This is a genomic window from Sphingomonas sp. Leaf67, from assembly GCF_001421965.1.
GTDB lineage: Bacteria > Pseudomonadota > Alphaproteobacteria > Sphingomonadales > Sphingomonadaceae > Sphingomonas.
In genome coordinates this window covers 36227-62558 of record NZ_LMLP01000001.1, presented here as the reverse complement: position 1 = coordinate 62558, position 26332 = coordinate 36227, and the positions used below count along the sequence as shown (strand labels likewise).

23 protein-coding genes are annotated in these 26332 nt (G+C 67.9%); 18 read left to right on the top strand and 5 right to left on the bottom strand.

The genetic code is table 11. The features are described from left to right. Window positions 1–71 precede the first annotated feature (71 nt). The 13 genes from ASE90_RS00320 (at window position 72) to ASE90_RS00260 (ending at window position 18513) form a co-directional block, all read left to right on the top strand. Entirely contained in the window at window positions 72–1565 is a 1494-nt protein-coding gene (locus tag ASE90_RS00320) for an AMP-binding protein (protein WP_055994442.1), read from the top strand. Then, window positions 1562–2794: a pyridoxal-dependent decarboxylase, exosortase A system-associated gene (locus ASE90_RS00315; RefSeq protein ID WP_055994439.1), complete on the top strand. Its 1233-nt coding sequence runs from the start codon at window positions 1562–1564 to the stop codon at window positions 2792–2794. The genes ASE90_RS00320 and ASE90_RS00315 overlap by 4 nt, the downstream gene beginning before the upstream one ends. A gap of 137 nt (window positions 2795–2931) precedes the next feature. Then, on the top strand, window positions 2932–3564 hold the full coding sequence (locus ASE90_RS00310; protein WP_055994436.1) for an XrtA/PEP-CTERM system exopolysaccharide export protein: 633 nt from the start codon (window positions 2932–2934) through the stop codon (window positions 3562–3564). Window position 3565: 1 nt separating this feature from the next. Further along, a complete protein-coding gene (locus ASE90_RS00305; protein ID WP_055994432.1) occupies window positions 3566–5089 on the top strand; it encodes an XrtA system polysaccharide chain length determinant in 1524 nt (507 codons plus the stop codon). A 15-nt stretch (window positions 5090–5104) separates the two neighbouring features. Next, the gene (locus tag ASE90_RS00300) at window positions 5105–6001 is read left to right on the top strand and encodes an AAA family ATPase (RefSeq protein WP_055994429.1); all 897 of its coding nucleotides are present in this window, start codon (window positions 5105–5107) and stop codon (window positions 5999–6001) included. Continuing rightward, complete coding sequence (locus tag ASE90_RS00295) at window positions 6001–7611, top strand: hypothetical protein (RefSeq protein WP_055994426.1); 1611 nt, start codon at window positions 6001–6003, stop codon at window positions 7609–7611. Before ASE90_RS00300 ends, ASE90_RS00295 begins: the two co-directional genes overlap by 1 nt. Before the next feature lie 439 nt (window positions 7612–8050). Continuing rightward, complete coding sequence (locus ASE90_RS00290; protein ID WP_055996953.1) at window positions 8051–9172, top strand: ExeA family protein; 1122 nt, start codon at window positions 8051–8053, stop codon at window positions 9170–9172. 9 nt (window positions 9173–9181) lie between these two features. Next, window positions 9182–10021 (top strand): XrtA system polysaccharide deacetylase, encoded by an 840-nt coding sequence (locus ASE90_RS00285; protein WP_055994423.1) that lies wholly within the window; start codon window positions 9182–9184, stop codon window positions 10019–10021. A gap of 53 nt (window positions 10022–10074) precedes the next feature. Further along, the gene (locus ASE90_RS20420) at window positions 10075–11067 is read left to right on the top strand and encodes a FemAB family XrtA/PEP-CTERM system-associated protein (RefSeq protein ID WP_235531662.1); all 993 of its coding nucleotides are present in this window, start codon (window positions 10075–10077) and stop codon (window positions 11065–11067) included. Next, the gene (locus ASE90_RS00275; RefSeq protein ID WP_055994418.1) at window positions 11064–12203 is read left to right on the top strand and encodes a TIGR03087 family PEP-CTERM/XrtA system glycosyltransferase; all 1140 of its coding nucleotides are present in this window, start codon (window positions 11064–11066) and stop codon (window positions 12201–12203) included. The genes ASE90_RS20420 and ASE90_RS00275 overlap by 4 nt, the downstream gene beginning before the upstream one ends. Then, window positions 12200–13720 carry an exosortase A gene (xrtA, locus tag ASE90_RS00270; protein ID WP_414888703.1) on the top strand — a complete coding sequence of 507 codons (1521 nt, stop codon included), beginning with the start codon at window positions 12200–12202 and terminating at the stop codon, window positions 13718–13720. The genes ASE90_RS00275 and xrtA overlap by 4 nt, the downstream gene beginning before the upstream one ends. 2 nt (window positions 13721–13722) lie before the next feature. After that, window positions 13723–15609 (top strand): XrtA/PEP-CTERM system amidotransferase, encoded by a 1887-nt coding sequence (locus ASE90_RS00265; protein ID WP_055994412.1) that lies wholly within the window; start codon window positions 13723–13725, stop codon window positions 15607–15609. Window positions 15610–15720: 111 nt separating this feature from the next. Next, a complete protein-coding gene (locus ASE90_RS00260; RefSeq protein WP_200910760.1) occupies window positions 15721–18513 on the top strand; it encodes a DUF3857 domain-containing protein in 2793 nt (930 codons plus the stop codon). A 79-nt stretch (window positions 18514–18592) separates the two neighbouring features. On the opposite strand, the gene ASE90_RS00255 is transcribed toward ASE90_RS00260, so the two are convergent. Both ASE90_RS00255 and ASE90_RS00250 read right to left on the bottom strand, forming a co-directional pair. Beyond that, a complete protein-coding gene (locus ASE90_RS00255) occupies window positions 18593–19645 on the bottom strand; it encodes a 1,9-bis(guanidino)-5-aza-nonane synthase (protein WP_055756247.1) in 1053 nt (350 codons plus the stop codon). Window positions 19646–19831: 186 nt separating this feature from the next. After that, window positions 19832–21073, bottom strand: a complete 1242-nt coding sequence (locus ASE90_RS00250) for a type III PLP-dependent enzyme (RefSeq protein WP_082449244.1) — start codon at window positions 21071–21073, stop codon at window positions 19832–19834. A gap of 193 nt (window positions 21074–21266) precedes the next feature. Between ASE90_RS00250 and ASE90_RS00245 the strand changes: the two genes are divergently transcribed. Beyond that, window positions 21267–22175: a threonine/serine dehydratase gene (locus tag ASE90_RS00245; protein WP_235531598.1), complete on the top strand. Its 909-nt coding sequence runs from the start codon at window positions 21267–21269 to the stop codon at window positions 22173–22175. Continuing rightward, window positions 22172–22339, top strand: a complete 168-nt coding sequence (locus tag ASE90_RS19430) for a hypothetical protein (protein WP_156361354.1) — start codon at window positions 22172–22174, stop codon at window positions 22337–22339. Before ASE90_RS00245 ends, ASE90_RS19430 begins: the two co-directional genes overlap by 4 nt. A 3-nt stretch (window positions 22340–22342) precedes the next feature. Here ASE90_RS19430 and ASE90_RS00240 read toward each other — a convergent pair whose 3' ends face one another. Together ASE90_RS00240 and ASE90_RS00235 are read right to left on the bottom strand one after the other, a co-directional pair. Then, a complete protein-coding gene (locus ASE90_RS00240) occupies window positions 22343–22570 on the bottom strand; it encodes a hypothetical protein (RefSeq protein WP_055994403.1) in 228 nt (75 codons plus the stop codon). A gap of 161 nt (window positions 22571–22731) precedes the next feature. Further along, the gene (locus tag ASE90_RS00235) at window positions 22732–23388 is read right to left on the bottom strand and encodes an alpha/beta hydrolase (protein WP_055994400.1); all 657 of its coding nucleotides are present in this window, start codon (window positions 23386–23388) and stop codon (window positions 22732–22734) included. 41 nt (window positions 23389–23429) lie between these two features. On the opposite strand from ASE90_RS00235, the gene ASE90_RS00230 reads away from it, so the two are divergent. From ASE90_RS00230 to ASE90_RS00220, 3 genes are read left to right on the top strand one after another with little or no spacing between them, the layout of a single operon-like run. Beyond that, a complete protein-coding gene (locus ASE90_RS00230) occupies window positions 23430–24545 on the top strand; it encodes a cysteine desulfurase family protein (RefSeq protein WP_055994397.1) in 1116 nt (371 codons plus the stop codon). After that, window positions 24527–25648, top strand: coding sequence for a cysteine desulfurase family protein (locus tag ASE90_RS00225; RefSeq protein ID WP_235531597.1), 1122 nt, complete (start codon window positions 24527–24529; stop codon window positions 25646–25648). Before ASE90_RS00230 ends, ASE90_RS00225 begins: the two co-directional genes overlap by 19 nt. Next, window positions 25645–25971, top strand: coding sequence for a 2Fe-2S iron-sulfur cluster-binding protein (locus ASE90_RS00220; protein ID WP_055994394.1), 327 nt, complete (start codon window positions 25645–25647; stop codon window positions 25969–25971). Before ASE90_RS00225 ends, ASE90_RS00220 begins: the two co-directional genes overlap by 4 nt. On the opposite strand, the gene ASE90_RS00215 is transcribed toward ASE90_RS00220, so the two are convergent. Next, entirely contained in the window at window positions 25896–26321 is a 426-nt protein-coding gene (locus ASE90_RS00215) for a DUF2809 domain-containing protein (protein WP_082449242.1), read from the bottom strand. The two genes, ASE90_RS00220 and ASE90_RS00215, sit on opposite strands and share 76 nt — an antisense overlap. Between the last annotated feature and the right edge of the window lie 11 nt (window positions 26322–26332).

Sequence of the window (26332 nt, the reverse complement as noted above, 5' to 3'; positions counted from 1 at the left end):
AAGGTGGCGGGATTGCGATGCCGGGAGCCTCGCTGGTTCAATCCGTCCCGCAACTGGGCTAAGGCGCGGGGATGCTTGATCCGGTTCCGCAGACGATCGACCGATTGCCGATGCGTGGGGACGCCGATGCCCCGGCGTTGATCGATCGCGAGGGGATGCTGACCTTTGCCGAACTCGAAACGCTGGTCGCGCGAGTTGCGGGTGGGTTGCGGGGGTTGCCGGCGGGGGCGCGGGTGGCGACGTGGTTGCCCAAGACACGGTTGGCCTGTGTCATGCCGCTGGCGGCGGCGCGGGCGGGACTGGTGCATGTGCCGGTCAATCCCGCGCTGAAACGGGCGCAGGTGGCGCATATTCTGGCCGATAGCGGGGCATCGCTGCTGGTGACGCAGCCCGCGCGCGTCGCTTCGCTGGAGCCGGGGGATGTGCCCGCCGGGTGTTCGGTCGCGACCGACATGCCCGACGGTGCGCCGATGACGGCAAGCGACGGCGATCCGGCGGCGCTGGTGGCGATCCTCTATACCTCCGGGTCGACCGGGCGGCCCAAGGGGGTGATGCTGAGCCATGCCAATCTGTGGCTGGGGGCGATGTCGGTCGCACACTATCTGGCGCTGACGCCCGACGACCGCGTGCTGGCGGTGTTGCCGCTGAGTTTCGATTATGGGCAGAACCAGTTGCTGTCGACCTGGGCGGCCGGGGGCGCGGTGGTGCCGCTGGATTACCTGACCGCGCGCGACGTGGTGAAGGCGATCGAGCGGTTCGGGGCGACGACGCTGGCGGGCGTGCCGCCGCTGTGGACCCAGTTGCTGGAGGCGGACTGGCCCGAGGCGACGGCGGCGCGGCTCAAGCGGCTGACCAATTCGGGCGGGGCGCTGACGCGGCGAATGGTGCGGGGATTGCGCGAGCGGTTCGCGGGGGCCGATGTGGTGGCGATGTATGGGCTGACCGAGGCGTTCCGGTCGACGTGGCTGGACCCGGCGTTGATCGATGCGAACCCCGATGCGATGGGGCGCGCGATCCCGTTTTCCGAGGTGGCGGTGGTGCGTGCCGATGGCAGCCGGGCCGCGCCGGATGAGCCGGGCGAACTGGTCCATGCCGGGCCGCTGGTCGCGCAGGGATATTGGCAGGATGCGGGGCGGACCGCGCAGCGGTTTCGGCCGGCACCGGCGTGGATGGCGAGCGGCGGCATGGCGGTATGGTCGGGCGATACGGTGGCGCAGGGGGCGGACGGATTGCTGCGCTTCGTGGGACGCGATGACGAGATGATGAAGGTGGCAGGCAACCGGATCAGCCCGACCGAGGTCGAGGAAGCGGTCGAGGCCGGCGGCGAGGTGGCCGAGGCGGTCGCGGTCGGGCTGCCCGATCCACGGCAGGGGCAGGCGATCGTCGTCGTCGCACGGGCGGCGGTCGAGGGTGCGGAGGAGGCGGTGCGCGCACGGCTGCGGCGCGACCTGCCGAGTTTCCAGCAGCCGGCGCACTATGTCTGGGTCGAGGCGATGCCGCGCAACGCCAATGGCAAGCTCGACCGGGTGGCGGTGCGGGCGCTGGCCGCGGCGGCGGTCGCATGAAGCCGATCGGGCCGATCCCGGCGGGCTTTGCCGGGCAGTCGCGGCTGACGGTCGGCGGGGTCGACTTTGCCGAACTGCTGGCACGAGCGGGCGATACGCCGGCGTTCCTGTACGACGGCGCGGCAATCGCGGCGCGGGTCGCGCGGTTGCGGGCGGCGCTGCCCGGCATGGTTGGCGTGCATTATGCGATCAAGGCCAATCCGCATCGCGAGGTGCTGGCGATGATGGCCCCGCTGGTCGACGGACTCGACGTGGCGTCGGGCGGCGAACTGACGATGGCGCTGAACGAGAAGCCGGCGGCGGCGATCAGCTTTGCCGGGCCGGGCAAGCGCGACGATGAACTGACGGCGGCGATCACGGCGGGTGCGACGCTGCATGTCGAGTCGGAGGGTGAGGCCGACCGGGCGCTGGCGATCGGCGATCGGCTTGGCATTCGCCCCCGTATCGCGGTGCGGGTGAACCCCGATTTCGAACTGCGCGGATCGGGGATGCGGATGGGCGGGCGTGCCTCTCCGTTCGGGATCGATGCAGAGCGGGTACCGGCGCTGGTGCGGCGGTTGGTCGCGGTCGGTGCGGACTGGCATGGCTTTCATATCTTTGCCGGGTCGCAAACGCTGGACGTCGCGGCGATCATCGAGGCGCAGGCGGCGACGCTGACGCTCGCCGGGCAACTGGCGGAAGCAGCGGGGGCGGTGCCGGCGTTCGTCAATCTGGGCGGCGGCTTCGGCATCCCCTATTTCGCGGGCGACCGGCCGGTCGATGTCGAAGTAGTCGGCGCTGCGCTGGGCGAGCGGCTGGCGGCGCGCGGGGCGGTGCTGCGCGAAACCGGCTTTGCGGTCGAACTGGGCCGCTGGCTGGTGGGCGAGGCGGGGGTGTATTGTACACGCGTGCTCGACGTGAAGGTCAGTGGTGGCGAGACGTTCGTGGTGGTCGATGGCGGGCTGCATCATCAATTGGCGGCGAGCGGTAATTTCGGAACGGTGGTGCGGCGCAACTATCCGGTGGCGGTGGCCGAGCGGATGGATGAGGAAGCGACGATGACGGCGTCGGTGGTCGGGTGCCTGTGCACCCCGCTCGACCGGTTGGCGGACCGGGTGGTGCTGCCGCAGGTGGTGGTCGGCGATACGATCGCGCTGTTTCAGGCGGGGGCGTATGGCGCGACGGCCAGTCCGGCGGCGTTTCTGGGGCATCCGGCGGCGCGCGAATTGCTGGTTCGGGAAGCATCATGAACCGCCGACTGTCGCAAAATGGGACAGGATCGGCGCTTGTTGCTGTACTCAACCGGATGTTTACCCCTTTGCCGGCATAGCGGGCTACAGTCCTGTACGGTCCGTTACGGCCGTGCGCGTTCGAACGAGGAAGATTTATGCGTCGGAAGGGTGGAGTTGCCGGGGTGGCGCTGTGCGCGGTGCTGGGCGGATGCGCCGGCGGCGCGGCGCGTCCCGAACTGCCGCCCGCGCCGTTCGTGCAGGCGAAGGAGGCGCCGGGCGAGGCCTATGTCATCGGGCCGCTCGACCAGCTGAGCATCTTCGTGTGGCGCAATCCCGAATTGTCGGCGAAGGTGCAGGTGCGCCCCGACGGACGGATCACCACGCCGCTGATCAACGACATGCCCGCCACCGGCAAGACGCCGGCGATGCTGGCCGACGACCTAAAGCTGGCGCTGGGCGAATATGTGAAGGACCCGCTGGTTTCGGTGATCGTGGAGAATTTCTCGGGCACGTTCAGCCAGCAGGTGCGGGTGGTCGGCGCGACCGAAAAGCCGGCGTCGCTGCCGTACCGCGCGAACATGACGCTGCTCGACGCGATGATCGCGGTCGGCGGGCTGAACCAATATGCGTCGGGCAACCGGGCACGGCTGGTCCGCTATGACCGGACGACCGGCAAGCAGCAGGAATTCGGGCTGCGCATTTCCAGCCTGCTCAAGAACGGCGATTCAAGCGCGAACGTGAAATTGCAGCCCGGCGACGTCATCATCATTCCCGAAAGCATGTTCTGAGATGGACGGGCTGTACGGGGAACTGAAGCTGATCGTCCATGCGATCTGGCAGCGGCGCTGGATCGCGCTGGGCATCGCATGGGTGGTGTGTCTGGGCGGGTGGTTGGTCGTCAGCCAAATCCCCAACAGCTATCAATCGACCGCGCGGGTGATGGTCGAGATGCGGCAGGTGCTGCCCGGTGCCGAGGCGGCGGTGGCGCAGAATGCGCAGTCCAACAACATCGATCGCATCCGCCAGACGCTGACATCGGCGGTGAACCTCGAAAAGGTCGTGCGCGGCACGTCGATGGCGGAGACGATCGCCAACGACCGCGACGTGGCGGACCGGGTGGCGTCGCTGCAGAACGCGATCAAGCTGACCGCGCAGCAGGACAATCTGTTCGAGATTTCGGCGACGTCGGGCAATCCCAAGCTGGCGCGCGAGATCGTGCAGAAGATGATCGACATCTTCGTCGAGGACAATCTGGCGAGCGACCGCGATGCGACGGTTCAGTCGCTGCGTTTCCTCGACCAGCAGCTGGCGCAGCGGCAGACGCAGCTGGCCGATGCCGAGGCGCGGCGGCAGGCGTTTCAGGCGCAATATATGGCGATGCTGCCGGGGACGGGCTCGCTCGACGATCGCATGTCGAATGCGCGGGCCGAGTTGGCGCAGATCGATGGCGATCTGGCGGCGGCGCAGTCGAGCCTGTCGGCGGCGAACGCGCAGATGGCCGGCACGGCGGCGACGCTGCCGGGCACGGCGGGCACGGCGATGGTCGGGCCGGCACGCGCACGGCTGAACGCGATCGAGGGGCAGATCGCCGAGGGGCGCAGCCGGGGCTGGACCGATGCGCATCCCGACATGGTTGCGCTCAACCGGCAGCTGGCGGCGGCACGGGCGGCGGCGCGCGGCGAGGGCGGTGGCGTCAGCGGCGGCACGGCGGCGTCGCCCAACCCCTTCTATCTGCAATTGCGCGCTGCGCAGGCCGACCGGCAGGCGACGGTCGCCGAACTGACCCAGCGCAAGCAGCAGATCGAGGGCCAGCTGAACGGATTGCAGGCGAAGATCGCCGCCGATCCGCAGGCGGCGGCGCAGCAGTCGCAGCTCGACCGCGACATCGCGTCGCTCAAGCAGCAATATGACTCGTTGTTTCAGGATCGCGAACAGGTGCGCATCCAGAGCAGCGTGCAGACCGATACCGATGCGGTAAAATTCAGCGTGATCGACCCGCCGACCCAGCCCCGCACACCCACCGCACCCAACCGGCCGCTGCTGCTGCTGGGCGTGCTGATCGTCGGGATCGGCGCGGGGCTGGGCGCGGCGTTCGCGCTCAGCCGGTTGAAGACCAGCTTCGCCACGGCGGCGCGGCTGGAAAAGATCAGCGGGATGCCGGTGCTGGGCGCGATCGGCGAGGTCGTGACCGATACGGTGCGCGCCGAGCGCCAGCGGCGGCTGAAGCTGTTCGCGGGCGGAGCGGGGGCGCTGCTCGCCGCGTTCGTGCTGTTGCTGGGCCTTGAGTTCGCACAGCGCGGGCTGGTGGCCTGAAGGGAGGACGGCCAAGTGAACGATCAGTCGCACCGTGGCCTGCGTGGCGCATCCCTGCTGGAGCGGGCGGCGGACCGTTGGCGGCTGGAGCCGGTAGCCGGTATGCCGCCGGTGGCCGAGGCGGTCGTGCCGGAAGCCGCACCGGCGGGGCAGCCGATGCCCGCTGCGGGCGTTCCCACTATCGATCCCGCGCGGATCGATCGCGATGCGCTGGCGGCCGGCGGCATGCTGGTGCCCGGCGGGCCGGTGACCGCGCTGGCCGAGGAATTCCGGCTGGTGAAGCGCCAGTTGCTGGCGACCGGTGCCGATGTCGCCAAGCGCGACGAGGATGCGGCGCGCATGATCCTGATCTGTTCGGCGCAACCGGGCGACGGCAAGACGTTCTGTGCGATCAACCTCGCGCTGTCGCTGGCGGCGGAGCGCGACCTGAACGTCCTGCTGGTCGATGCCGACGTCAACAAGCCCGACATTCTCGACCGGTTGGGGATCGCGGCAGAACGCGGACTGCTCGACGCGCTGGGCGATGCGAGCCTCGATGCCGAGGCGCTGGTGATCCCGACCGACGTGCCGCAGCTGTCGATCCTGCCGGCAGGGACGCGGACCCATGCCGATACCGAATTGCTGCGCAGCGACCGGGCGCGCGCGGTGCTCGACACGTTGCTGGCGGCCGATCCCGATCGCATCATCCTGTTCGATTCGCCCCCCGCGCTGGCGGCATCGCCTGCGGCGGTGCTGGCAACGCTGGTCGGGCAGACGGTGCTGGTGGTGCGCGCCGATCGCAGCAGCGAAGCCGACCTGCGCGAGGCGGTTGCGTTGCTCGACGGGTGCGACGAGATTCAGCTGCTGCTGAACGCGACGACCTATCGTGCCGACGGGCCGCGCTTCGGCTATTACGGGCAGGAACAGGATTGATGCACCGCGCGGTCCTGCCGCTGCTGCCGGTCCTGATCGCGACAGCCGCGCCGGCACAGGCGCAGCGGGTCGATGTCAGCCCCTATATCGAAGTCGGGCAGGCAGTTGCCGCCGACCTGACCGACGGCGATGTCGTCACCTATACACAGGTGACCGCCGGGGTCGATGCGCAGGTCACGACGCAGCGCGTGCAGGTGCAGGCCAATTACCAGTATCAGCGGATTTTCGACTGGGGGAGCGGCTTTGGCGGCGGCGAAATCCATTCGGGGCTGGCGCGCGCCAATGTCGCGATCACGCGCTGGCTGAACCTGGAGGGCGGCGCGATCGCGACGCGGGCGCGCGGCGACCAGCGCGGCGGTGGCTTCGGACCGTTCGTCAACGCCAGCAACGTCAATACCGCGCAGGTCTATGGCCTGTATGCCGGCCCGACGATCGCGACGCGGGTCGGACCGTTCGCGGTCAACGGCACGTATCAGTTCGGCTATGTGAAGGCCCAGGCACCCGGTGCGATCGATCTGGCCCCCGGACAACGACGGGTCGATTATTTCGACGAGGCGACCAGCCATCTGGTGATGGGCAGCGTGGGCACGCGCGCGGGCACGATCCTGCCGATCGGCTTCACCGTGTCGGGCGCGTGGCTGCGCGAGGATGCCGGGCAGCTCGACCAGAAATTCGAAGGCACCTATGGCCGGGTCGATGCGGTGCTGCCGATCACGCGCACCCTCGCCGCGGTCGGCGGGGTCGGCTATGAAAAGATCGAGGTGACGCAGCGCGATCCGCTGGTCGATGCGCAAGGACGGCCCGTGCTCGACGGGGCGGGGCGGTTCGTGACCGATCCGGCGTCCGACCCGCGCATCGCCTATGATATCGACGGGCTGATCTGGGACGCGGGCGTGCTGTGGCGACCGTCGCCGCGTACCGCGCTGGAGGCGCGGCTGGGGCGGCGCTATGGTTCGATGAGCTATACCGCATCGCTGCAATGGCAGACCGGACCGGGCGCGGCGGTGCAGGTCGGGGTCTATGACAGCGTCACCACCTTCGGGCGGCAGCTAACCGGATCGCTGGCGCAACTGCCGATCAACTATATCGACGGGCAAGACCCGTTCGGCGCGCGCTATGGCGGGTGCGTGTTCGGTGGCGGGGTGACGCCGGAGGGACAACCGAATGCGGGCGCGTGCCTGACGCCGGTGTTCCAGTCGATCAGCGCGGCGACGTTCCGCGCGCGCGGGATCGACGCGGTGTATTCGATCACGCGCGGGCCGACGCGGTTGGGGCTGGGTGCGGGCTATGCCAGCCGCCGCTTCTACATCCCGCCGGTGCCGGGGGCGGTGGTCTACCGTTCGCGTGACGAAAGCTATTATGTGCAGGGCTTCGGCCAATGGGCGATCGACGGCCGGTCGTCGTTCAGTGTCGACCTGTACGGCAATTATTTCACCAGCGGGATCGAAGGCGGTCTCGATGCCTGGGGCGGCGGGGCGCAGGGCGGCTATTACCGGCGGTTCGGGCGAGCCTATGGAAGTTTGACCGCCGGGCTGTACGGGTTCGATGTCGAGGGGGCCGACGCCGATGTCATCGCGCAGGCGCTGCTGGGGGTCGGGTACCGGTTCTAGGGCCGATCGACCTTCAGTTCACCGGGCGCAGGAATAGCGTTCCATCCCCTTTCGTCACTCCCGCGCAGGCGGGAGTCCATAGACGCCAGCGTCGTGGATCGAGCCAAACCGTCGGCGCGTATGGATTCCCGCCTGCGCGGGAATGACGAAATTCCGTGGGTTTCGGTGAATGTCGATCGCCCCAGGATGAAGGGATAGCACCTCGCGCTGCTGCGCACGTCGCGTCCTTCCCGCGCAGGCGGCAATCCTTATCTGCGGACGGTCGTGCGGATTCGGTGACCCCGCGTCGATGCACCGCTGCCTTTGCGGGGGTGACGAGGGAATATTACGCCATCGTCAGCGGCTTGCCGTACCGTCATGACCTGCACATACATCGCGGCGCGAAATTTTAAGAAGAATAAACCGATCGGGGGTTATACAGCTCCCAACGGAGATGCTGATGTACGACGATCACTATGGCCTGACCGGTCGCCCGTTCCAGCTGACGCCCGATCCGGCGTTCTGGTTCGATACCGCGACGCATCGCAAGGCGATGGCGTATCTCGGCTATGGCCTGAGCCAGGGCGAGGGCTTCATCGTCATCACCGGCGATCCGGGTACCGGCAAGACGACGCTGCTCGGCCATTTGATGCGGACGATCGATGCCGCGCGGCTGAACGTCATCCGGATCGTGACGACACAGATCGAGGCCGACGACCTGTTGCGGCTGGTCGCGTCGGGGCTGGACGTCGATCCCGCCGGGCTGACCAAGGCGCAGTTGCTGAGCGGGATCGAACGCGGGCTGCACAATGTCGCGCGGTCGGGCCGGCGGACGCTGCTGGTGATCGACGAGGCGCAGTCGCTGCCGGTCGGGTCGATCGAGGAATTGCGGATGCTGTCAAACTTTCAGGCGGGCGGCTATGCGCTGTTGCAGATCTTCCTGCTCGGCCAGCCCGAGTTCCGGCAGCGGCTGCACGGGTCAGACCGGCTGGAGCAGCTGCGCCAGCGGGTGATCGCGATGCACCACCTCGACCCGATGGAGGTCGAGGAGGTCGGACCGTATCTGGAACACCGGTTGCGGGTGGTCGGATGGACCGGCAGCCCGAGCTTTTCGCCCGATGCGCTGGCGGCGCTGCACCGCTGGTCGGGGGGGATTCCGCGGCGGTTGAACCAGTTGGCCAGCCGGGTGCTGCTGTTCGGCGCGATCGAGGGGATCGACCAGTTCGGCGCGCTGGACGTCGAGAACGTGATTTCCGATCTGGACCGCGACGGGCTGGGCAGCCGGACCGGGGACGCCGAGGCCGAGGAGCCGGCGTCGTTCGGCGAGGCCGAGGCGCGCCCGATGACCCCGCCGCCGCCGCCGGTGCCGCCGCGCCCGATCCATTTGTCGGTGGTCGAGAGCGGCCAGCGCCCGCCGGCACCGGTTGCCGATACCGAGGCGTTGCTGGCGCGGATCGAGTCGCTGGAAGCACGGCTGGAGCAGCAGGATCTGGCGCTGCGCCGGGTGCTTACGCTGCTGGTCGACTGGGTCGAGGGTGAACAGCGCCGGCCCGACCTGACGTCCGTCCGCGTCGCGGGCTGAGCCACCCCCATGCGCAACGCGATGTCGGTCGACGTCGAGGACTGGTTTCAGGTCGGCGCGTTCGAAACGGTCATCGACCGGCGCGACTGGGACGGGCTGGAACACCGGGTCGAGGCGAATACCGATGCGGTGCTCGACCTGTTCGCCGCCGCCGGGGTGACGGCGACGTTCTTCACGCTCGGCTGGGTGGCCGAGCGGTTTCCGGGGCTGATGCAGCGGATCGTGGGCGGCGGGCATGAGCTGGCGAGCCATGGGTGGGACCATCGCCGGGTGTTCACGATGACGGCGGCGCAGTTTCGCGACGATCTGGCGCGGGCGCGGACGGTGTTGGAGGATGCCGGCGGACGGGCGGTGACCGGCTATCGCGCGCCGAGTTTCTCGATCGATGCCCGCACGCCGTGGGCGCATGGCGTGCTGGCCGATTCGGGTTATCGCTATTCGTCGTCGGTCGCGCCGCTGGCCCATGACCATTATGGCTGGGCCGATGCGCCGCGCGGGCTGTACCGGCCGGTGGCGGGCAACACTTTGGTCGAATGGCCGATCACCCTTGCCAGGGTGCTGGGCCGCGATGTGTCGGCGGGGGGCGGGTTTTTCCGGTTGCTGCCGAACCGGGTCGTCGAGGATGCGGTGGTGCGCAGCAACCGGACGGACGCACATCCGGCGATTTTCTATTTTCATCCATGGGAGATCGATCCCGGACAGCCGCGCGTGGCGAATGCGCCGTTCAAGTCAAAGCTGCGCCATTATTCGCGGCTGTCGGCGATGGCGGGGAAGCTGGAGCGGTTGATGGCGCGCCATGAGTGGGGCCGGGCCGATGCGATCGTCGCCGAGCGTGCGGTCGCGCTGTGAGCCTGCGCGTCCGGCGGGCGGATCTGGGCGATGTCGGCGAACGCGCGCGGATCATGGCGTTCGTCGAGGGGCGGGCCGATGCGACGCCGTTCCACCTGCCGATCTGGGGCGAGGCGACGGCGGCGGGGTGCGGGCAGGCTTATCGAATGCTGCTCGCCGAGGATGCAGGGGCACTGGTCGGGCTGGTGCCGCTGACGCAGGTGCGCTCGCCGCTGTTCGGCGCGGCGCTGGTATCGACCGGATTCGGGGTCGGGGGCGGCGTGCTGGGCGAAGGCGCGGCGGCGCGGTTGCTGGCAGAGGCGGCAGTGGGCGTCGCGCGTGAGCTTGGCTGTCCGACGATCGAGATGCGCGGCGGGGCGGCGATCGATGCGCTGGGCTGGACGTTCGACGACAGCCGCTATCTAGGGTTCGTCCGCTCGCTTGCGGGGGATGACGAGGCGGAATTGCTGGCGATCCCGCGCAAGCAGCGTGCGGATGTGCGCAAGGCGCTGGCCGCGCCGTTCGAGGTGGCGATCGGGCGCGACCGTGCGGCGCTGGCCGAGCATTTCCGGGTCTATGGGACGTCGGTGCGCAACCTCGGCACGCCGGTCTTTCCAAGGTCGCTGTTCCGCGAGGTCGTCGCGGCGTTCGGCGAGGATGCCGACGTGCTGACCATCCGCCACGAGGAACGGGCGGTGGCGAGCGTGCTGTCGATCTATTGGCGGGGCGCGGTCTATCCCTATTGGGGCGGCGGGACGGCGGAGGCGCGGGGGCTGCGCGCCAATGAGCGGATGTATTTCGAATTGATGCGCCATGCGCGTGCGCGCGGATGCGACCGGTTCGATTTCGGCCGGTCGAAGGTCGGGACCGGGCCGGCGGCGTACAAGAAGAATTGGGGGTTCGTCGGCGAACCGCTCGGCTATCCGACATGGACCGCCGATGGGGCCGCGCCGCGCGACGCCAATCCGCTCAACCCCAAATACCGGCTGAAGATCGCGGCGTGGCAGAAGCTGCCGCTGGTCGTGTCGAACCGGATCGGACCTTGGATCGCGAAGGGGCTGGGGTGAGCGACATCCTGTTCCTTGCCCACCGCGTCCCCTATCCGCCCGATCGCGGCGATAAGGTACGCAGCCATCATGTCATGCGGCATCTCTCGACGCTGGGACGGGTGCATCTGGCGACCTTCGCCGACGATCCGCGCGATCTGGGTCATGATGCGGCGCTGAAGCAATGGTGCGCGAGCGCGGTGGTGGTGCCACGGACCAAGGGCAATGCGCGGGCGGCGGTCGAGGCGCTGGCCGGCGGGCGGGCGGTGTCGCTGGCGGCGTTCGATCATCGCGCGATGCGGGCGGCGGTGGCGCGGTTGCTGGCCGCGCGGCGCTATGAGGCGATCTATGTCTATTCGGGGCAGATGGCGCAGTATTTACCGGACAATGCGCGGTTCGTCATGGATTTCGTCGACCTCGATTCGGCCAAGTTCACCGCCTATGCCGAGGATGCACGCGGACCGATGCGCTGGATGATGCGGCGCGAGGCGCGGTTGCTAGGCGCGTTCGAACGCAGCGTGGCGGATCGGGCGCAGGCGACGCTGTTCGTGAGTGCGGCGGAGGCGGCGCTGTTCGGCACCGGGCAGGTCCATGCGGTCGAGAACGGGATCGACACCGGCTTTTTCGATCCGGCCGCCGTGACGCCGGTGGCGGAGGCAGGGCCGCTGATCGTGTTCACCGGGCAGATGGATTATCGGCCGAACATCGATGCGGTGCGCTGGTTCGTACGCGAGGTACTGCCGGGGGTGCCGGGCAGGTTCGCGATCGTCGGGCGCAATCCGTCGGCGGCGGTCCGCGCGCTGGTCGGTGAGCGGGTGATCGTGACCGGCGAAGTCGCCGACGTGCGCGGCTGGATCGCGGCGGCGGACGTGGTCGTGGCACCACTGCTGCTGGCGCGCGGCGTGCAGAACAAGGTGCTGGAGGCGATGGCGATGGCGCGGCCGGTCGTCGCCTCGACGGCCGCCGCCGAGGGCATCGATCATGATGGTTCGATCCGGGTCGCGGGGGATGCAGGCGCGTTCGTTCGTGAGGTGAAGGCGTTGCTGGACGATCCTGTTGCGGGCGATACGCTCGGACAGGCGGCGCGGGCGCGGACGATTGCGCGCTATGGCTGGGACGCGCGACTGGCACCGCTGGCGGGGCTGATGGGATTGTGAACAGCCTGGCGCTCGATCGGCCGTTGGACGTGCTGACGCCCGAGTGGCGGCGGTCGTTGATCGCGCTGGGCGGGATCTGGGCGGCATTGCTGCTGATCTTTCGCCGCGATGTCGGCGATGTGGTCGATATCTGGTGGAATTCGACCACCTATGGCCATTGCCTGTTCGTGCCGCCGATCATCGGCTGGCTGGTATGGCAGCGGCGGCACGAGGTGCTGGCGTTGCAGCCCGGCGCATGGTGGCCGGGGCTGACGATCGTCGTGGTCGGTGGCGCGGGCTGGCTGGTGGGCGAGGCGGCGGCGGTGGCGCTGTTCCGGCATGTCGGACTGGTGATGCTGTTGCAGGGGGCGGTGGTCACGCTGCTGGGCTTGCGGGTCGCGCGGGGACTGTTGTTTCCGCTGGCCTATATGGTCTTTCTGGTGCCGTTCGGCGATTTTATGGAGCCGTGGCTGCAATCGGTGACGGTCGCGCTGACCATGCCGATCCTGCACGCGCTGGGCGTATCGGCGAGCGTCGAGGGCGTGCTCATCACCATTCCCAACGGCTATTTCGAAGTGGCGGAGGCGTGTTCGGGCGCGAAGTTCGTGATCGCGATGATCGCGTACGGGGCGCTGGTCGCCAATGTCTGCTACGTCGCGCCGGCACGTCGCGCGGCGTTCATGGCAATGGCGCTGGTGGTGCCGGTACTGGCCAATGGCGTGCGGGCGGCGGGGACGATCTATGCCGCGCATTTGACGTCGGTCGCGGCGGCGACCGGGTTCGATCACATCGTCTATGGCTGGGTCTTCTTTGCGCTGACGATGGCGGGGGTGCTGGCGATCGGATGGCACTGGTTCGATCGCGATCCCGATGCGCCGTGGTTCGACGTCGCGCGGGTGCAGGCGATGCCGATGCGCGTCGCCGACCGGTCGATGGCGGCGGGCGCGGTGCTGGGCATCGCCGTCGCCTTTGCCGCCTGGGGGTGGATGATTGACAGCCGCGCCGATCCGCTGCCCGACTGGATCGATTTGCCAAGCGTGCCGGGATGGCAGCGGATCGCAATCACCGGCGAGCCTTGGGTGCCGCATTATCCGGGCGCGGACCATTTCCTGATCGGTCGCTATGGCGATGCCCGCGGGCGCAGCGTCGACCTGGCGATCGCGGTCTATGCCGCACAGGGCGAGGGGCATGAGCTGGTCGGGTTCGGTCAGGGGCCGATCCGCGAGAACGACCGATGGGTACGGATCGCCGACACCCCGCCGATTGCCGGTGGCACCACGCTGCGCATGGCCGCGCCCGGCCCGGTCGAGCGCGAGGTCGCGACCTGGTATCGGATCGGATCGACGACCACCGGCAGCGAAGATCGGGTGAAGCTGGCGACGCTGAAGACGCGCCTGTTGGGCGGGCCGCAGCGCGGCGTGGCGGTGCTGATGTCGGCGGAAAAGGGCGTGGGCGATCCGCGGGGGACCATCACCGATTTCCTGCGCGCGGCGGGGCCGGTCGACGCCATCGCCGATCGCGCCGCGGGAGGGCGCTGACCATGTGCGGTATCGCCGGCATCTTCCATCCCGCCAGCCCCAAGCCGGTCGATCCCGCGCGGATCGCGGCGATGACGCAGGCGCAGGCGCATCGCGGGCCGGACGGATCGGGGGTGTGGACCGCGCTCGGCGTCGGTCTCGGCCATCGGCGGCTGTCGATCATCGACGTAGCGGGCAGTCCGCAACCGATGGCGCTGCCGGGCGAGCGGATCGTCGTCACCTATAATGGCGAAATCTACAACTTCGCCGAATTGCGCGCCGAACTGATCGCGCGGGGTGCGGTGTTTCGCACGCAGGGCGATACCGAAGTGCTGCTGCACGCATGGGCGGCATGGGGGCCGGACATGCTGTCGCGGCTGAACGGCATGTTCGCCTTTGCGATCTATGACGCCGATTGCCAGTCGCTGTTCCTCGCGCGCGACCGGATGGGGGTGAAGCCGCTCCACTATGTCGAGCTGGCCGATGGCGCGGTGGCGTTCGCTTCGGAACTCAAGGGGTTGCTGGCCCACCCGCTGGTGCGGCGGACGCCCGACCTGCGCGCGACCGAGGATTATATGGCGCTGGGCTATGTCCCCGACGACGCCTGTATCGTCGCGGGGGTGCGCAAGCTGCAGTCGGGGCATTTCCTGCTGATGCAGCGCGGGCGGGCGGTGCCGTCGCCGATGCGGTGGTGGGACATCGACTTTTCCAAGCGGGCGACGGGTAGCACCCGCGACCTGGAGGCCGAACTGGTCGAGCGGATGCGCGAGGGCGTCCGGTCGCGGATGGTCGCCGACGTACCGCTGGGCGCGTTCCTGTCGGGCGGAGTCGATTCGTCGGCGGTCGTCGCACTGATGGCGGAGGTGAGCCGTACGCCGGTGCAGACCTGTACGATCGGGTTCGACGAGGCGGGGCATGACGAACGCGGGCCGGCCGCCGCCGTCGCGACGCGCTTCGCCACCGATCATGCGGTGCGGACGGTGCGGTCGGACGATTTCGGGCTGATCGACACGCTGGTCGCGGCGTTCGACGAACCCTTTGCCGATGCATCGGCTCTGGCGACCTATCGCGTCTGCGCATTGGCGCGCGAGCGGGTGACGGTCGCGCTGTCGGGCGACGGCGCGGACGAGGCGCTGGCGGGATATCGCCGCTACAAATTCCATGCCGCCGAGGAACGAGTGCGCGGGCTGCTGCCGCCGGGATTTCGAGAGCCGGTGTTCGGGGCGCTGGGCGACGTCTATCCCAAGGCCGACTGGGCACCGCGTCCGTTCCGGGCCAAGACGACGCTGCTGGCATTGGCGCAGGACGGCAACGAGGCCTATGCCGGCGCGGTCGGGGTAACGACGCCGGGCGTGCGGCAGGCGCTCTATACGCCGGCAATGGCGCGGCAGTTGAACGGGTATCGCGGCGAGGATCGCTATGTCGCGGCGATGCGCCAGGCACCGGGTCGCCATGCGCTGGACCGCGCGCAATATGCCGATTTCCGTCACTGGTTGCCCGGCGATATCCTGACCAAGGTCGACCGGACCAGCATGGCCGTCGGGCTGGAAGCACGCGAGCCGTTGCTCGACCATCGGCTGATCGAATTCTGTGCGACCCTGCCGCCCCGGTTGCGGCTGCGGCGGGGCGAGGGCAAGTGGCTGATGAAGAAGGCGTTGGAGCCGTGGCTACCGCGCGACATTCTCTATCGACCGAAAATGGGGTTCGTGACGCCGGTCAGCGCATGGTTTCGGGGGCAGCTGGCCGAGGAGGCGGCGGCGCTGGCACGGTCGCCGGTGCTGGCGAGCTGGTTCGACCTGCATGCGATCGAACGGATCGTCGCCGACCACCGCGCCGGCCGGGCGGAGCATGGCCGGACGCTGTGGCAGCTGGTGATGCTGGAGCGTAGTGCGGCACGGCTGTTCGGCTGATCTGCTTCGTTTCTGCACGCAATCGCCACTCGACAAAGGAGTGCGCTGCGATAGACCTTTGATGACCGGCGGGGGCCGGATGACGAGGGGGATTGCGTGAAGCGTTTGGTCATGGCTCGGGCTGCCGTATTGGCGGCAGTGTGTGTTCCGGCACTGGCATGGGCCAGCGATACGCCACTCTATCAGCCTGCCCCTTCATGGGTGATCGCGCCGCCGTCGGTCCCGGCGAGCGCGGCAGAGGAATTGCCGCCGATCGTGCTGCTCGATTTCCAGAAGCGGATCGAGGGCGACCGGCTATGGTCCTATGTCCATCAGCAGACGCGGATCGCCAGCAGCGAGATGCTGTCGCAGGCAGCGACGCTGACCCTGCCCTGGGCACCGGACAAGGGTGACCTTATCGTCCACGGCCTGACCATCCTGCGTGGCGATCAGCGGATCGACCTGTTGGCGAAGGGGCAGAGGTTCGTCGTGCTGCGGCGCGAACAGTCGCTCGAACAGCGCGAACTGACCGGTATCCTGACGGCGACGATGGCGGTCGAGGGGCTGGAGGTCGGCGATATCCTCGACATGCGGTTCTCGGTCACCGGACGCGATGCGGCGCTGGGCGGGCGGGTGCAGGATGTCATTCCGCTGTTTGCGGCACCAATGCGGATCGGGGCGGGGCGGGTCCGCTATAGCTGGCCGACAGGAAGCCAGCCGAAATGGAAGGTCATGGCCGACGGGGTGCAGGCGACGCCGGTGACGAAGGGCGAATTCACCGAGTTGAGCTTCGCGCTGCCGCTCGCCAAGCCCAAGGAGATGCCCGAGGATGCGCCGTCGCGCTTCCGCCATCCACCGTTGATGGAGGTGGCCAGCTTCGCCGACTGGGCCGACGTCTCGAAGACCTTTGCGACGCTGTACAAGACTGACGGGTTGGTCGCGCCGGGCGGTCCGATCGCCAGCGAAGTTGCGGCGATCATGAAGGCGGAGGCGACGCCGCTCGGCCGGGCGCAACGCGCGCTGGAGGTGGTACAGGACAAGATCCGCTATCTGGCGGTCGGGATGGACGGCGGGAACTATGTCCCGCAAGTCCCTGCGAAGACGTGGGAAGTCCGCTATGGCGATTGCAAGGCCAAGACGCTGTTGCTGCTTGCCATGCTGCACGCCATGGGGATTGAGGCGGAGCCGGTCATCGCCAGCGTCGGCATGGGCGACTTCGTGCCCGAACGGCTGCCGAGCGCGGCTGCGTTCAACCATGTGTTCGTGCGGGCGACGGTCGGTGGCGAGACGCTGTGGCTCGACGGGACGGGCAGCAATGCGCGGATCGCCGATGTCCGCGACACGCCAGGCATCGGCTATGTCCTGCCGCTGCGGGCGGCGGGGGCGGTGCCGGTGATGGTCGCGACCCATGCCAATGCGCTGCCGATGGCCAGCGTCATGATCGATGCCGACGAAAGCAGCGCGGTCGATCTGCCCAGTGCGGTCGACGTGACGTTCGTGGCGCACGGCATGGTCGCGGCACAGTTGCGCGCGGCGAAGAGCCAGCTGGGACCGAAAGAACAGCGCGAGCTGATTTCGAACGTCTTGCAGAAGGCCGCCGGCGAAGGGCAATTCGCGGACGGGACGATCACGCCCGATCCCGTGAGCGGCGATGTCGTCATCCGCGCGAAGGGCGTGGTCGGCACGAGCTGGGGCATGGAAGACCGGCGGCGCAAGCGGTCGTTGAACGGTCCCTTGAGCGAGCTGACTTTCTCACCCGACCGCAGCCGTCCCGACTGGACGGCGATCCCGGTCGCCGCGCCACCGCCGCTGGGACTCGAGCGCCGGTTGCGGGTCAGGTTGCCCGATGGCGGGCGGGGCTTCACACTGGATGGAACGGCGGACGCCGATCAGCGGCTGGCGGGCCATGTCGTCAAGCGGACGACGCGCCTGACGAACGGCCTGCTGACGATGGACGAGCGGGTCGACGCACTGGGCGTGGAGGTGCCGGCGGCGCAGATCGCCGCCGAACGCGACGCGGTGGCGACGGCGACCGCCAATATCCCGCACGTGGTCGCGCCCGCCGATACGCCGCGCCGCTGGACGCTGGACAGCGCGGCAATGGCGCAGTCGAGCCAGATCAGGGCGATCCGCGCGGTCTATGCCAAGGCGATCGCCGCCGATCCCGACGAGATCAGCGGGTATCAGAGCCGCGCGAGTTTCGAGAGCGGGGTCGGAAATTACCGCGGGGCGTTGCCCGATCTTGACCGGGTCATTGCCAAGGAACCGGGAATCGATCTGTACCTGCAACGCGCCTATGTCCACGACATGCTCGGCGACCGGGCCAAGGCGCTGGCCGATGCCGAAAGCGCACGGCGGCTCGACCCGTCGAACCAGAGCGCGACGATGCGGCTGGCGTGGCTGAAGGCGGAGAATGGCGACCTGCCCGGCGGCGTCGCGCTGCTCGACCAGCGGATCGCGCTGGGCGGTGAACAGAAGCGTGCGGCGCGGCAGGACAAGGCGGCGCTGATCGGCGAGTTCGGGGACGCGGCGGAAGCGGTGAAGCTGTACGATGCGATGATCGCCGAAAAGCCGGGTTCGCCGAACCTGCTCAACGGTCGCTGCTGGATCAAGGGCACGCGGTCGGTGATGCTCGACACCGCGCTGAAGGATTGCACCAGCGCGATCGAATTGAGCGACAGCACGCTCGCCGCGCTCGATAGCCGGGCGATGGTCTGGTACCGGATGGGCCGGTATCCCGAGGCGTTGGCCGATCTCGACGCCGTGCTGGCGGCGGAACCCGACATGGCGAGCAGCCGCTATCTGCGCGCCGTGGTGATGAAGGCGATGAAGCGCGATGCCGATGCGCTCGCCGATCTGACGATGGCCCGGCGTGTCGCGCCGCAGATCGATCGGCAATATGCCCGGTTCGGCTTCAAGATGTAGGCGGCGGAGATACGGCCGATACGAGAACGGCGGGGGATTGCTCCCCCGCCGTTTGCGTTTGCAGCGATGTGCCCGCGGTTCAGTCGAACATCTTGCCGAACGCGCGCTTGGCACGGTTCTTCCATGCGCCGCGATGATAGGCGTCCGATGCCAGCAGCGGCATGACCGAGCCGGCTTCGGCAAAGACCATCTGTTCGAGCGCGGTGTCGACCTTGCCCCAGCTGGCCGCTTCCTTCAGCGTCGACGACGAACACGCGCCGTCGCGGACGTCGGCGACGGTGATTTGCACGGCGTATTTGTGCATCTCGACATCGTCATGGCCGAGGATTTCGGCGCAGACGACGGTGTCCTGGATGAAGTTCTTCGGCACGCCGCCGCCGATCATCAGCAGGCCGGTGGTGCCCGCCTTGATCTTGATGTCGGTCAGTTCGCGGAAGTCGGCGATGGCGTCGAGCACCATGTACGGCTTGCCTTCCTTCGCGCGGTCGACCTGGTGCTTGACCAGACCGAAGCCGGCCGAGCTGTCGACGAAGGCCGGGCAGAAGATCGGCACGTCATGCTCATACGCCAGCTTGACGAGGCTGTTTTCCTTCTTGCCATGCTCCGACAGATACTTGCCCATTTCGCGGATGAAGGCGCGCGACGAATAGGCCTTCGGCTCAAGCGAATTGGCGATTTCACCGATGGTGTGGTCGCAATCCTGCAGCTGCTCTTCGTCGATATAGGTGTCGTAGATGCGGTCGATGTAGAGCGAACGCAGCACGTTATCGTCAGGGATTTCAAGCGCCTGATAGTGCTTGTGACCAAGGCCTTCGAAGAAGTCCATGTCGACGATCGACGCGCCGGTCGCGACGACGCCGTCGATCATGTTCGAGCGCAGCAGTTCGGCGTACAGGTCCATGCAACCGCCGGCCGAGGTCGAACCGGCGATCACGAGGAAGATCGAGCAGTCCTTGTCCTCCAGCATCTGGTTGTAGATGCGGGTGGCGCGCGCGAGGTCGCGGCTGGTGAAGCTCATCTTGCCCATCGCGTCGATGATCGGGCGGGCGTCGAACTTGGTGATGTCGACATGCTCGACGGTGGTCGAAAGCAGTTCGGCCTTGCGGGTGTCGTTGATCGTCGTGTCGGTCATGATGGTCCCATCATCATCGATAAGCCGTCGTCGTTATGGGGACGCGGAAACCCGGTATGGCCTCCTGCCCGAAAAAGTGGGGAGGAGCCGATGGCGGTCGCATAGCGCAAAGGCCATGCAAAGCCCACCCCCGGCCCCTCCCGCACAGGTGCGGGAAGGGGGAGGTGGCTGGTTAGGATAGTGGCGTTACAGCTTGACGACGTTGTTCGAAACGAACGCCGGCACGGGATCGAGTTCGATGTACATCGATTCCATCGGCTCGTCGTCGGTCACAACGGTCTCGCCATTGCCGAAGCCGTTGAACGCGGTGCGCATCGCCGAGCCATAGGCACCGAGCATGCCGATCTCGAAATAATCGCCGCTACGGGTATCGGCCGGCAGCGGGAACGGTCCCTGCATCTGGTCGATATCGTCGCAGGTCGGACCCCAGAAGCTGAAGTCCATGTCGCGCGCGTCCGATTCCGGCTGCCGCAGCAGCTGCACCGGATATTTCCAGCCGATATGCGCCGCATCGAACAATGAGCCATAGGCCCCGTCGTTGATGAACAGTTCCGCGCCACGGCGATGTTCGACGCGGACAACGACCGACGCATATTCGGCGCACAGCGAGCGACCCGGTTCGGCCCACAGTTCCGCCGAATAGCTGATCGGCAGGCTTTCGAACGCGCGGTGGATCGTTTCGAAAAAACGCTCCAGCGGCGGCGGGGTCATGCCGGGGTAGCAGGACGGAAAGCCGCCACCGACGTCGATGACGTCGACGGTGACACCGGCATCGACGATCGCACCACGAACGCGTTCCATCGCGTTGCTGTACGCGTCGGGCGACATGGTCTGGCTGCCGACATGGAAGCATATGCCGAGCGCGTCGGCGACCTGACGGGTCGCGATCAGGAGTTGCTTCGCTTCGCCCGGACCGACGCCGAACTTCGACCCCAGCGACAGCTTTGCATATTCGGACGAAACGCGCATCCGCACGCACAGGGTCAGATCGGTCGCGCCGTCGGTGGCGGCCACGATCTTTTCCAGTTCGTCCATGCTGTCGAGCGAGAAGGTCCGCACGCCATGGTCGAAATAGGCCTCGGCAATCGCTTCCGGGGCCTTGATCGGGTGCATGAAGTGGCAGGTCGCTTCCGGCAGCGTCGACTTCACCAGACGTACTTCGCCGATTGAGGCGGTGTCATAGTGTACGATGCCGTTGTCCCGCAGGACACGGAGCAGGTCGGGCGACGGATTCGCCTTCACCGCATACATCGAGCGGCCCGGAAACTTCTCCACGAAGAATCGGGCTGCGCGCGCTGCGGCGTGCGGGCGAACGAGCGTCACCGGTTCGACCGGCCGGCGCTCTGCGATGTCGATCCCGCACTCCAACGAGGGGTCACGGCCGATAAAGGGGGCAGCTAGCCCCAGCGCGCTATAGTGCTTGGCCAATTCAAGGGACCTCCAATTGCCTTTCGGCATACGGTGACAAAAGCTGCCTTGCGGTTGGAAGTCCCATGGGGCAGCGGAGGCGCGATCTATGGTCCCTCATCCACGATGTAAAGTGGTTCTGCGACGGAACGGGCATTTTATGACTATTTTGCGACAGCCGACGCGAGCAGGGGTCCGCGATGCCGCGGCCAAGATGGCCGACATTCTGCCGCCATCGCCGCTGATGTTAAGAGAAGTCAATGGGTTGCAGGTAGCACTGAAGATGGAATCGCTGCAGCCGATCGGGGCGTTCAAGCTGCGCGGCGCATGGCACCGTTTGACCGCTCTCAGCGACGAATCGAGGGCGTGCGGCGTCGTCGCTTTTTCGTCGGGCAATCATGCGCAGGGTGTCGCGTGGGCCGCCAGGAGGCTGGGAATCGCCGCCACAATCGTGATGCCAGCCGACGCCCCCGAAACGAAGCTGCGGGCAACGATGGCGCTGGGGGCGGAGGTCGTCCGCTATGACCGGGCGACCGAGAGCCGTGAGAAGATCGCCGCGCATCTGGCACATGCGCGCGGCGCGACACTGGTGCCCAGCTTCGACGATGCGTGGGTAATTGAGGGGCAGGGCTCCGCCGGGATCGAGGCGGCGGAGCAGATGGTGGCGGCCGGGCTTCCGACGCCTTCGCTGGTCGTCGTGCCGTGCGGGGGTGGCGGACTGGCCGCCGGCATCGCGCTGGCGCTGCCCGATGCCGAGATCGTAACGGTCGAGCCGGAGGGCTGGGACGATATGCGCCGCAGCCTTGAGGCGGGATGGATCGAACCTGTCGGCGATGCGCCGCCGCCGACCGCCTGTGATGCGCTCCAGACGCTGCGGGTGGCCGAGCGCACCTTCGACGTGCTCGCTCGCCGTGGTGCTACCGGGGTGGCGGTCAGCGAGGGGGAGATTGCCCATGCGCAACGCTGGGCCGCGCTACATTTGCATGCGGTCGTCGAACCGGGTGGCGCCGTGGCGCTGGCGGCGATTCTGTCGAAACGGGTTACGGTGAGGCCGGGTACGCTGGTGCTGGTGTCGGGCGGCAATGTCGATCCCGTCGCCTATGGCGCGGTCGTGGCGGCGTGACGCAGGGTCCGGCGGGAACGCTGCTCGCGGTGCTGATGCTGGTTGCGATCCTGCTGATCGTGTTCGGCATCCGGATGATCGCACGCGGCGAACGGCGCAACGGCAGCCTGATGCTGGTCTGCGCATTGGTGATGGTCGGGAACGTCGCGATCTGGACGATGTAACGGTCAGTCGCGCTGCGGCGACATGCGATAGCTCCGCTGGTCGAGCGCCTGTCCGGCATTGGCGGCATTCTGCGCGTCGATCTGCGTCCATTCGGTCTTGGTGTGGCAGACTGGACGGGCCATGATCGAGCCGGTCGTCACTTCCCGGCGGCAGATCTTCTTTTCGGGTTTCGGCGGCGTCGGGGCGGCCGCGGTTTGGGTGGCCGCCGCGAGCAGCAAGATGGTCAGCATGGGCAGGACGTCCTGTACCGGAATGGTATCGGCATCCTATGGTGACTATCGAATATGGCAAGCATCAAACGCTCGCCGCGGCGAAGCCGCGTCGTCGGTCGGTGCCGGTTGGCATCGCCGGCCGGGCGCGGACTGGCGTTGCCAATCCGCTGCGCCGCGCCTCACTTGATCGGCGAGTTCGGGTCCAGCCGCATGTCCAGATACTTGTCCACGCTGCCCATCAGTTGCGGCATTTCGTTCTGGAAGAAGTGGTTGGCCCCGGGGATCACATCGTGATGGATGGTGATGTGGCGCTGGGTACGCAGCTTGTCGACCAGCTTCTGCGTCGCGACCGGCGTCACGACTTCGTCGGCGTCGCCCTGGATGATGATGCCTGAGGACGGGCATGGCGCGAGGAAGGTGAAGTCGTACATGTTCGCGGGGGGCGCGATCGAGATGAAGCCGCGGATTTCCGGGCGGCGCATCAGCAACTGCATGCCGATCCACGCGCCGAAGCTGACGCCCGCGATCCACGTCGTCTGCGCTTCGGGATGGAAGCTCTGCACCCAGTCGAGCGCCGAGGCGGCGTCCGACAATTCGCCGACGCCGTTGTCGAACGTGCCCTGACTCTTGCCGACGCCACGGAAGTTGAAGCGCAGCGTCGCGAAGCCGCGGCGCTGGAACGTCTTGTAGAGTTCCTGCACGATGCGGTTGTTCATCGTGCCGCCCGACGACGGGTGTGGGTGCAGGATCATCGCGACCGGCGCGCGGGGGCGGGGAGCGGGGGCGAAACGACCCTCCAGTCGACCTTCGGGACCGGGGAAGATGACTTCGGGCATGGGACGTCCTGTTACGTTTCGGGCGCGGCGATGGCGCGAAGATGGATCGCGGCTATATAGGCCTGTGCAATCGGAACGGAAGTGTTTTGACGACCCGCATCTATCTCGACCACGCCGCGACCACCCCGATCCGGCCCGAAGCGGCAGCCGCCGTCATCGACGGCATGGCGCGCTGGGCCAATCCGTCCAGCCCCCATGCCGAGGGGCGCGCCGCCCGTAGGGCGCTGGAGGATGCGCGCGCGCGCATCGCCACGGCGCTGGGCTGGGATGGCGAGGTCATCCTGACCGGCGGGGCGAGCGAGGCGCTGGCGATCGCGCTGCGCGGTGCAGGCCGATACGAAACGGTCGTTAGCGCGGTCGAGCATGACGCGGTCCTGCGGGCGGCGGAGAGCGACATCCGGTTGCCGGTGGGCAGGGGCGGACTGGTCGACACTGACGATCGTTCGTGGTTGTTGAATGCCTTCGACCCCCGCGAAGCGACGCAGCGGTTCACGATCCAGTCGGCCAACAGCGAGACGGGGGTGTTGCAGCCGCTCGACCGGATCGATGCGCTCCGGCGGGAGGCATGGGTCGGGCGACCGATCACGCTGGTCGCGGACTGTTCGCAAAGCGCGGGCAAGCTGCCGTTGCCACCCGCCGACCTGATCATCGTGTCGGCGCACAAGCTGGGTGGACCGCCGGGGATCGGCGCGCTGCTCGTCCGGGACCTGGCGTTGCTGCGGCCGACCGGCGGGCAGGAGCAGGGTTATCGCGGGGGCACGGAAAACCTGCCCGCCGCGCTGGGCTTTGCCGCTGCGCTGGAAGCGCCGGGCGACTGGTTCGCCCGGGTGACGACACTCCGCACGGAACTGGATCGCATCGTGCGGGCGCATGGTGGCGAAGTGATCGCCGATGCGTCACCCCGGATTCCGACCATCGCCGCCTATCGACTGCCGGGGCGGTCGGCGGCGGCGCAGTTGATGCGGCTGGACTCGGCCGGGTTTGCGGTGTCCGCCGGAAGCGCGTGTTCGTCGGGGACGCTCAAGACCAGTCACGTCCTGACGGCCATGGGCATCGACGCCAAGGCGGCGAGCGAAGTGATCCGCGTCAGTTTCGGTTGGACCACGACCACCGAGGATGTCGAGCGATTCGCCGAGGCATGGAAGGCGATGGCGTGACCTATCTGGATTATCAGGCGACGACGCCGCTCGCGCCGGAGGCGTTCGCGGCGATGGTGCCGTGGCTTCGCGACCACCATGCCAACCCGCATTCGCCGCATCGCGAGGGGCGGCGGGCAAAGGCGGCGGTCGAGGTCGCCCGCGATCAGGTGCTGGCGGCGTTGGCTCCGGGCGCAGAGGGGCGGTTGTTCTTTACCAGCGGCGCGACCGAGGCGGCGAACTGGGCGATTGCGGGGACGTTCGAACGGTCGGGCGCTGCCCGGCCGAAGGTGGTGACGATCGCGACCGAGCATAGTTGCGTGCTCGATACGGTGCGGGCGCTGGCGGCGCGGGGGGCGGAGGTCGTGGTGCTGCCGGTCGGTCCGGACGGGCTGGTCGATTGCGACGCGGCAGTGGCGGCGCTCGATGAGCGAACCGCACTGGTCGCGGCGATGCTGGTCAATAACGAGATCGGCGTGGTGCAGCCGATCGCATGGCTCGGCGAACGGGCCCGGTCGGTCGGGGCGGTGATGGTTTGCGATGCGGTGCAGGGCTGGGGGCGGGTCGCGCTGCCGGTTTCTGCTTGCGACCTGATCGCGGTGTCGGCGCACAAAATCTATGGACCGAAGGGGATCGGCGCGCTGTGGGTTCGCGCCGGAGCCGAGCCGGCCGCCTTCCTCTACGGCGGCGGGCAGGAAGGCGGATTGCGATCAGGCACGCTAAGCCCCGCCTTGTGTGCCGGGTTCGGCGTGGCGGCGGCGTTGCTGGCGCAGGATGATCCGTCGCACGTCGAGACCTTGTGGGACGCGACGCGGGCGGTGTTGTCGACGCCGGACTGGGTGCTGAACGGGGATGACGGGGCGCGCTGGCATGGCAATCTCAACGTGCGGATGGACGGGCTGGATGTGGCGCGGCTGATGAGCGAATGCCGCGACATCGCCTTTTCGGCCGGGTCGGCCTGTGCCAGCGGATCGGGGCGGACCAGCCATGTGCTGCGCGCGATCGGATTGAGCGATGCGCAGGCGAAGAATGCGATCCGGATCGGGTTCGGGCGCTACACGACGCAGGAGGAACTGGTGGCGGCATTGCAGACGATCGATCGCGCGGCGCGGGGGCAACGATGATCGTCCGCTTCGTCCGGGCCGATGGCAGCGTCGAGGAAGCGCGCGGGGCGACCGGCGACCGGCTGCTCGATCTGGCGCATGCCTATGACCTGCCGCTCGAAGGGACGTGCGGCGGACAGATGGCGTGTTCGACCTGCCATGTCATCGTCGACCCGGCCGATGCGCCGCGCCTGCCGCCGCCGGGCGAGGACGAGGAGGATATGCTCGATTTTGCCGAAGGCGCGGTCGCGACCAGCCGGCTGGCCTGTCAGATCGTGCTCGACGAGTCGCTCGACGGGCTGACGGTGCGGATGCCGGCCGCGGCGCGCGACGCGCGGCGGTAACGTTCGACCAGCAGCACTGCGACCGCGCCGCTGGCATAGGCGATGAAGTCTTTCGGATCGAAACCGCTGCCGAGGATCATCCGGGCGAAGCGGTCGTGATCGAGGCCGATGGCGGCAAGCACGCGGAAATACTGGCCGAACTCGATCACGACGGCGATGGCGAATGCGATCAGCGTGGCCGGCAGGACGCCCGCGTTGGTGACGGCGCGCAAGCCGGCATAGACCAGCACCACCGCCAGCGCGTCGCCGACATAGGGCCGGATGATCGGATCGTGCAGGAACAGCGCGATGGCCAGCTCGATCGCCAGCAGCGCGATGGTCAGCGCGGCATAGCCCTTGTGCAGTCGCATGGTCGCTCCCC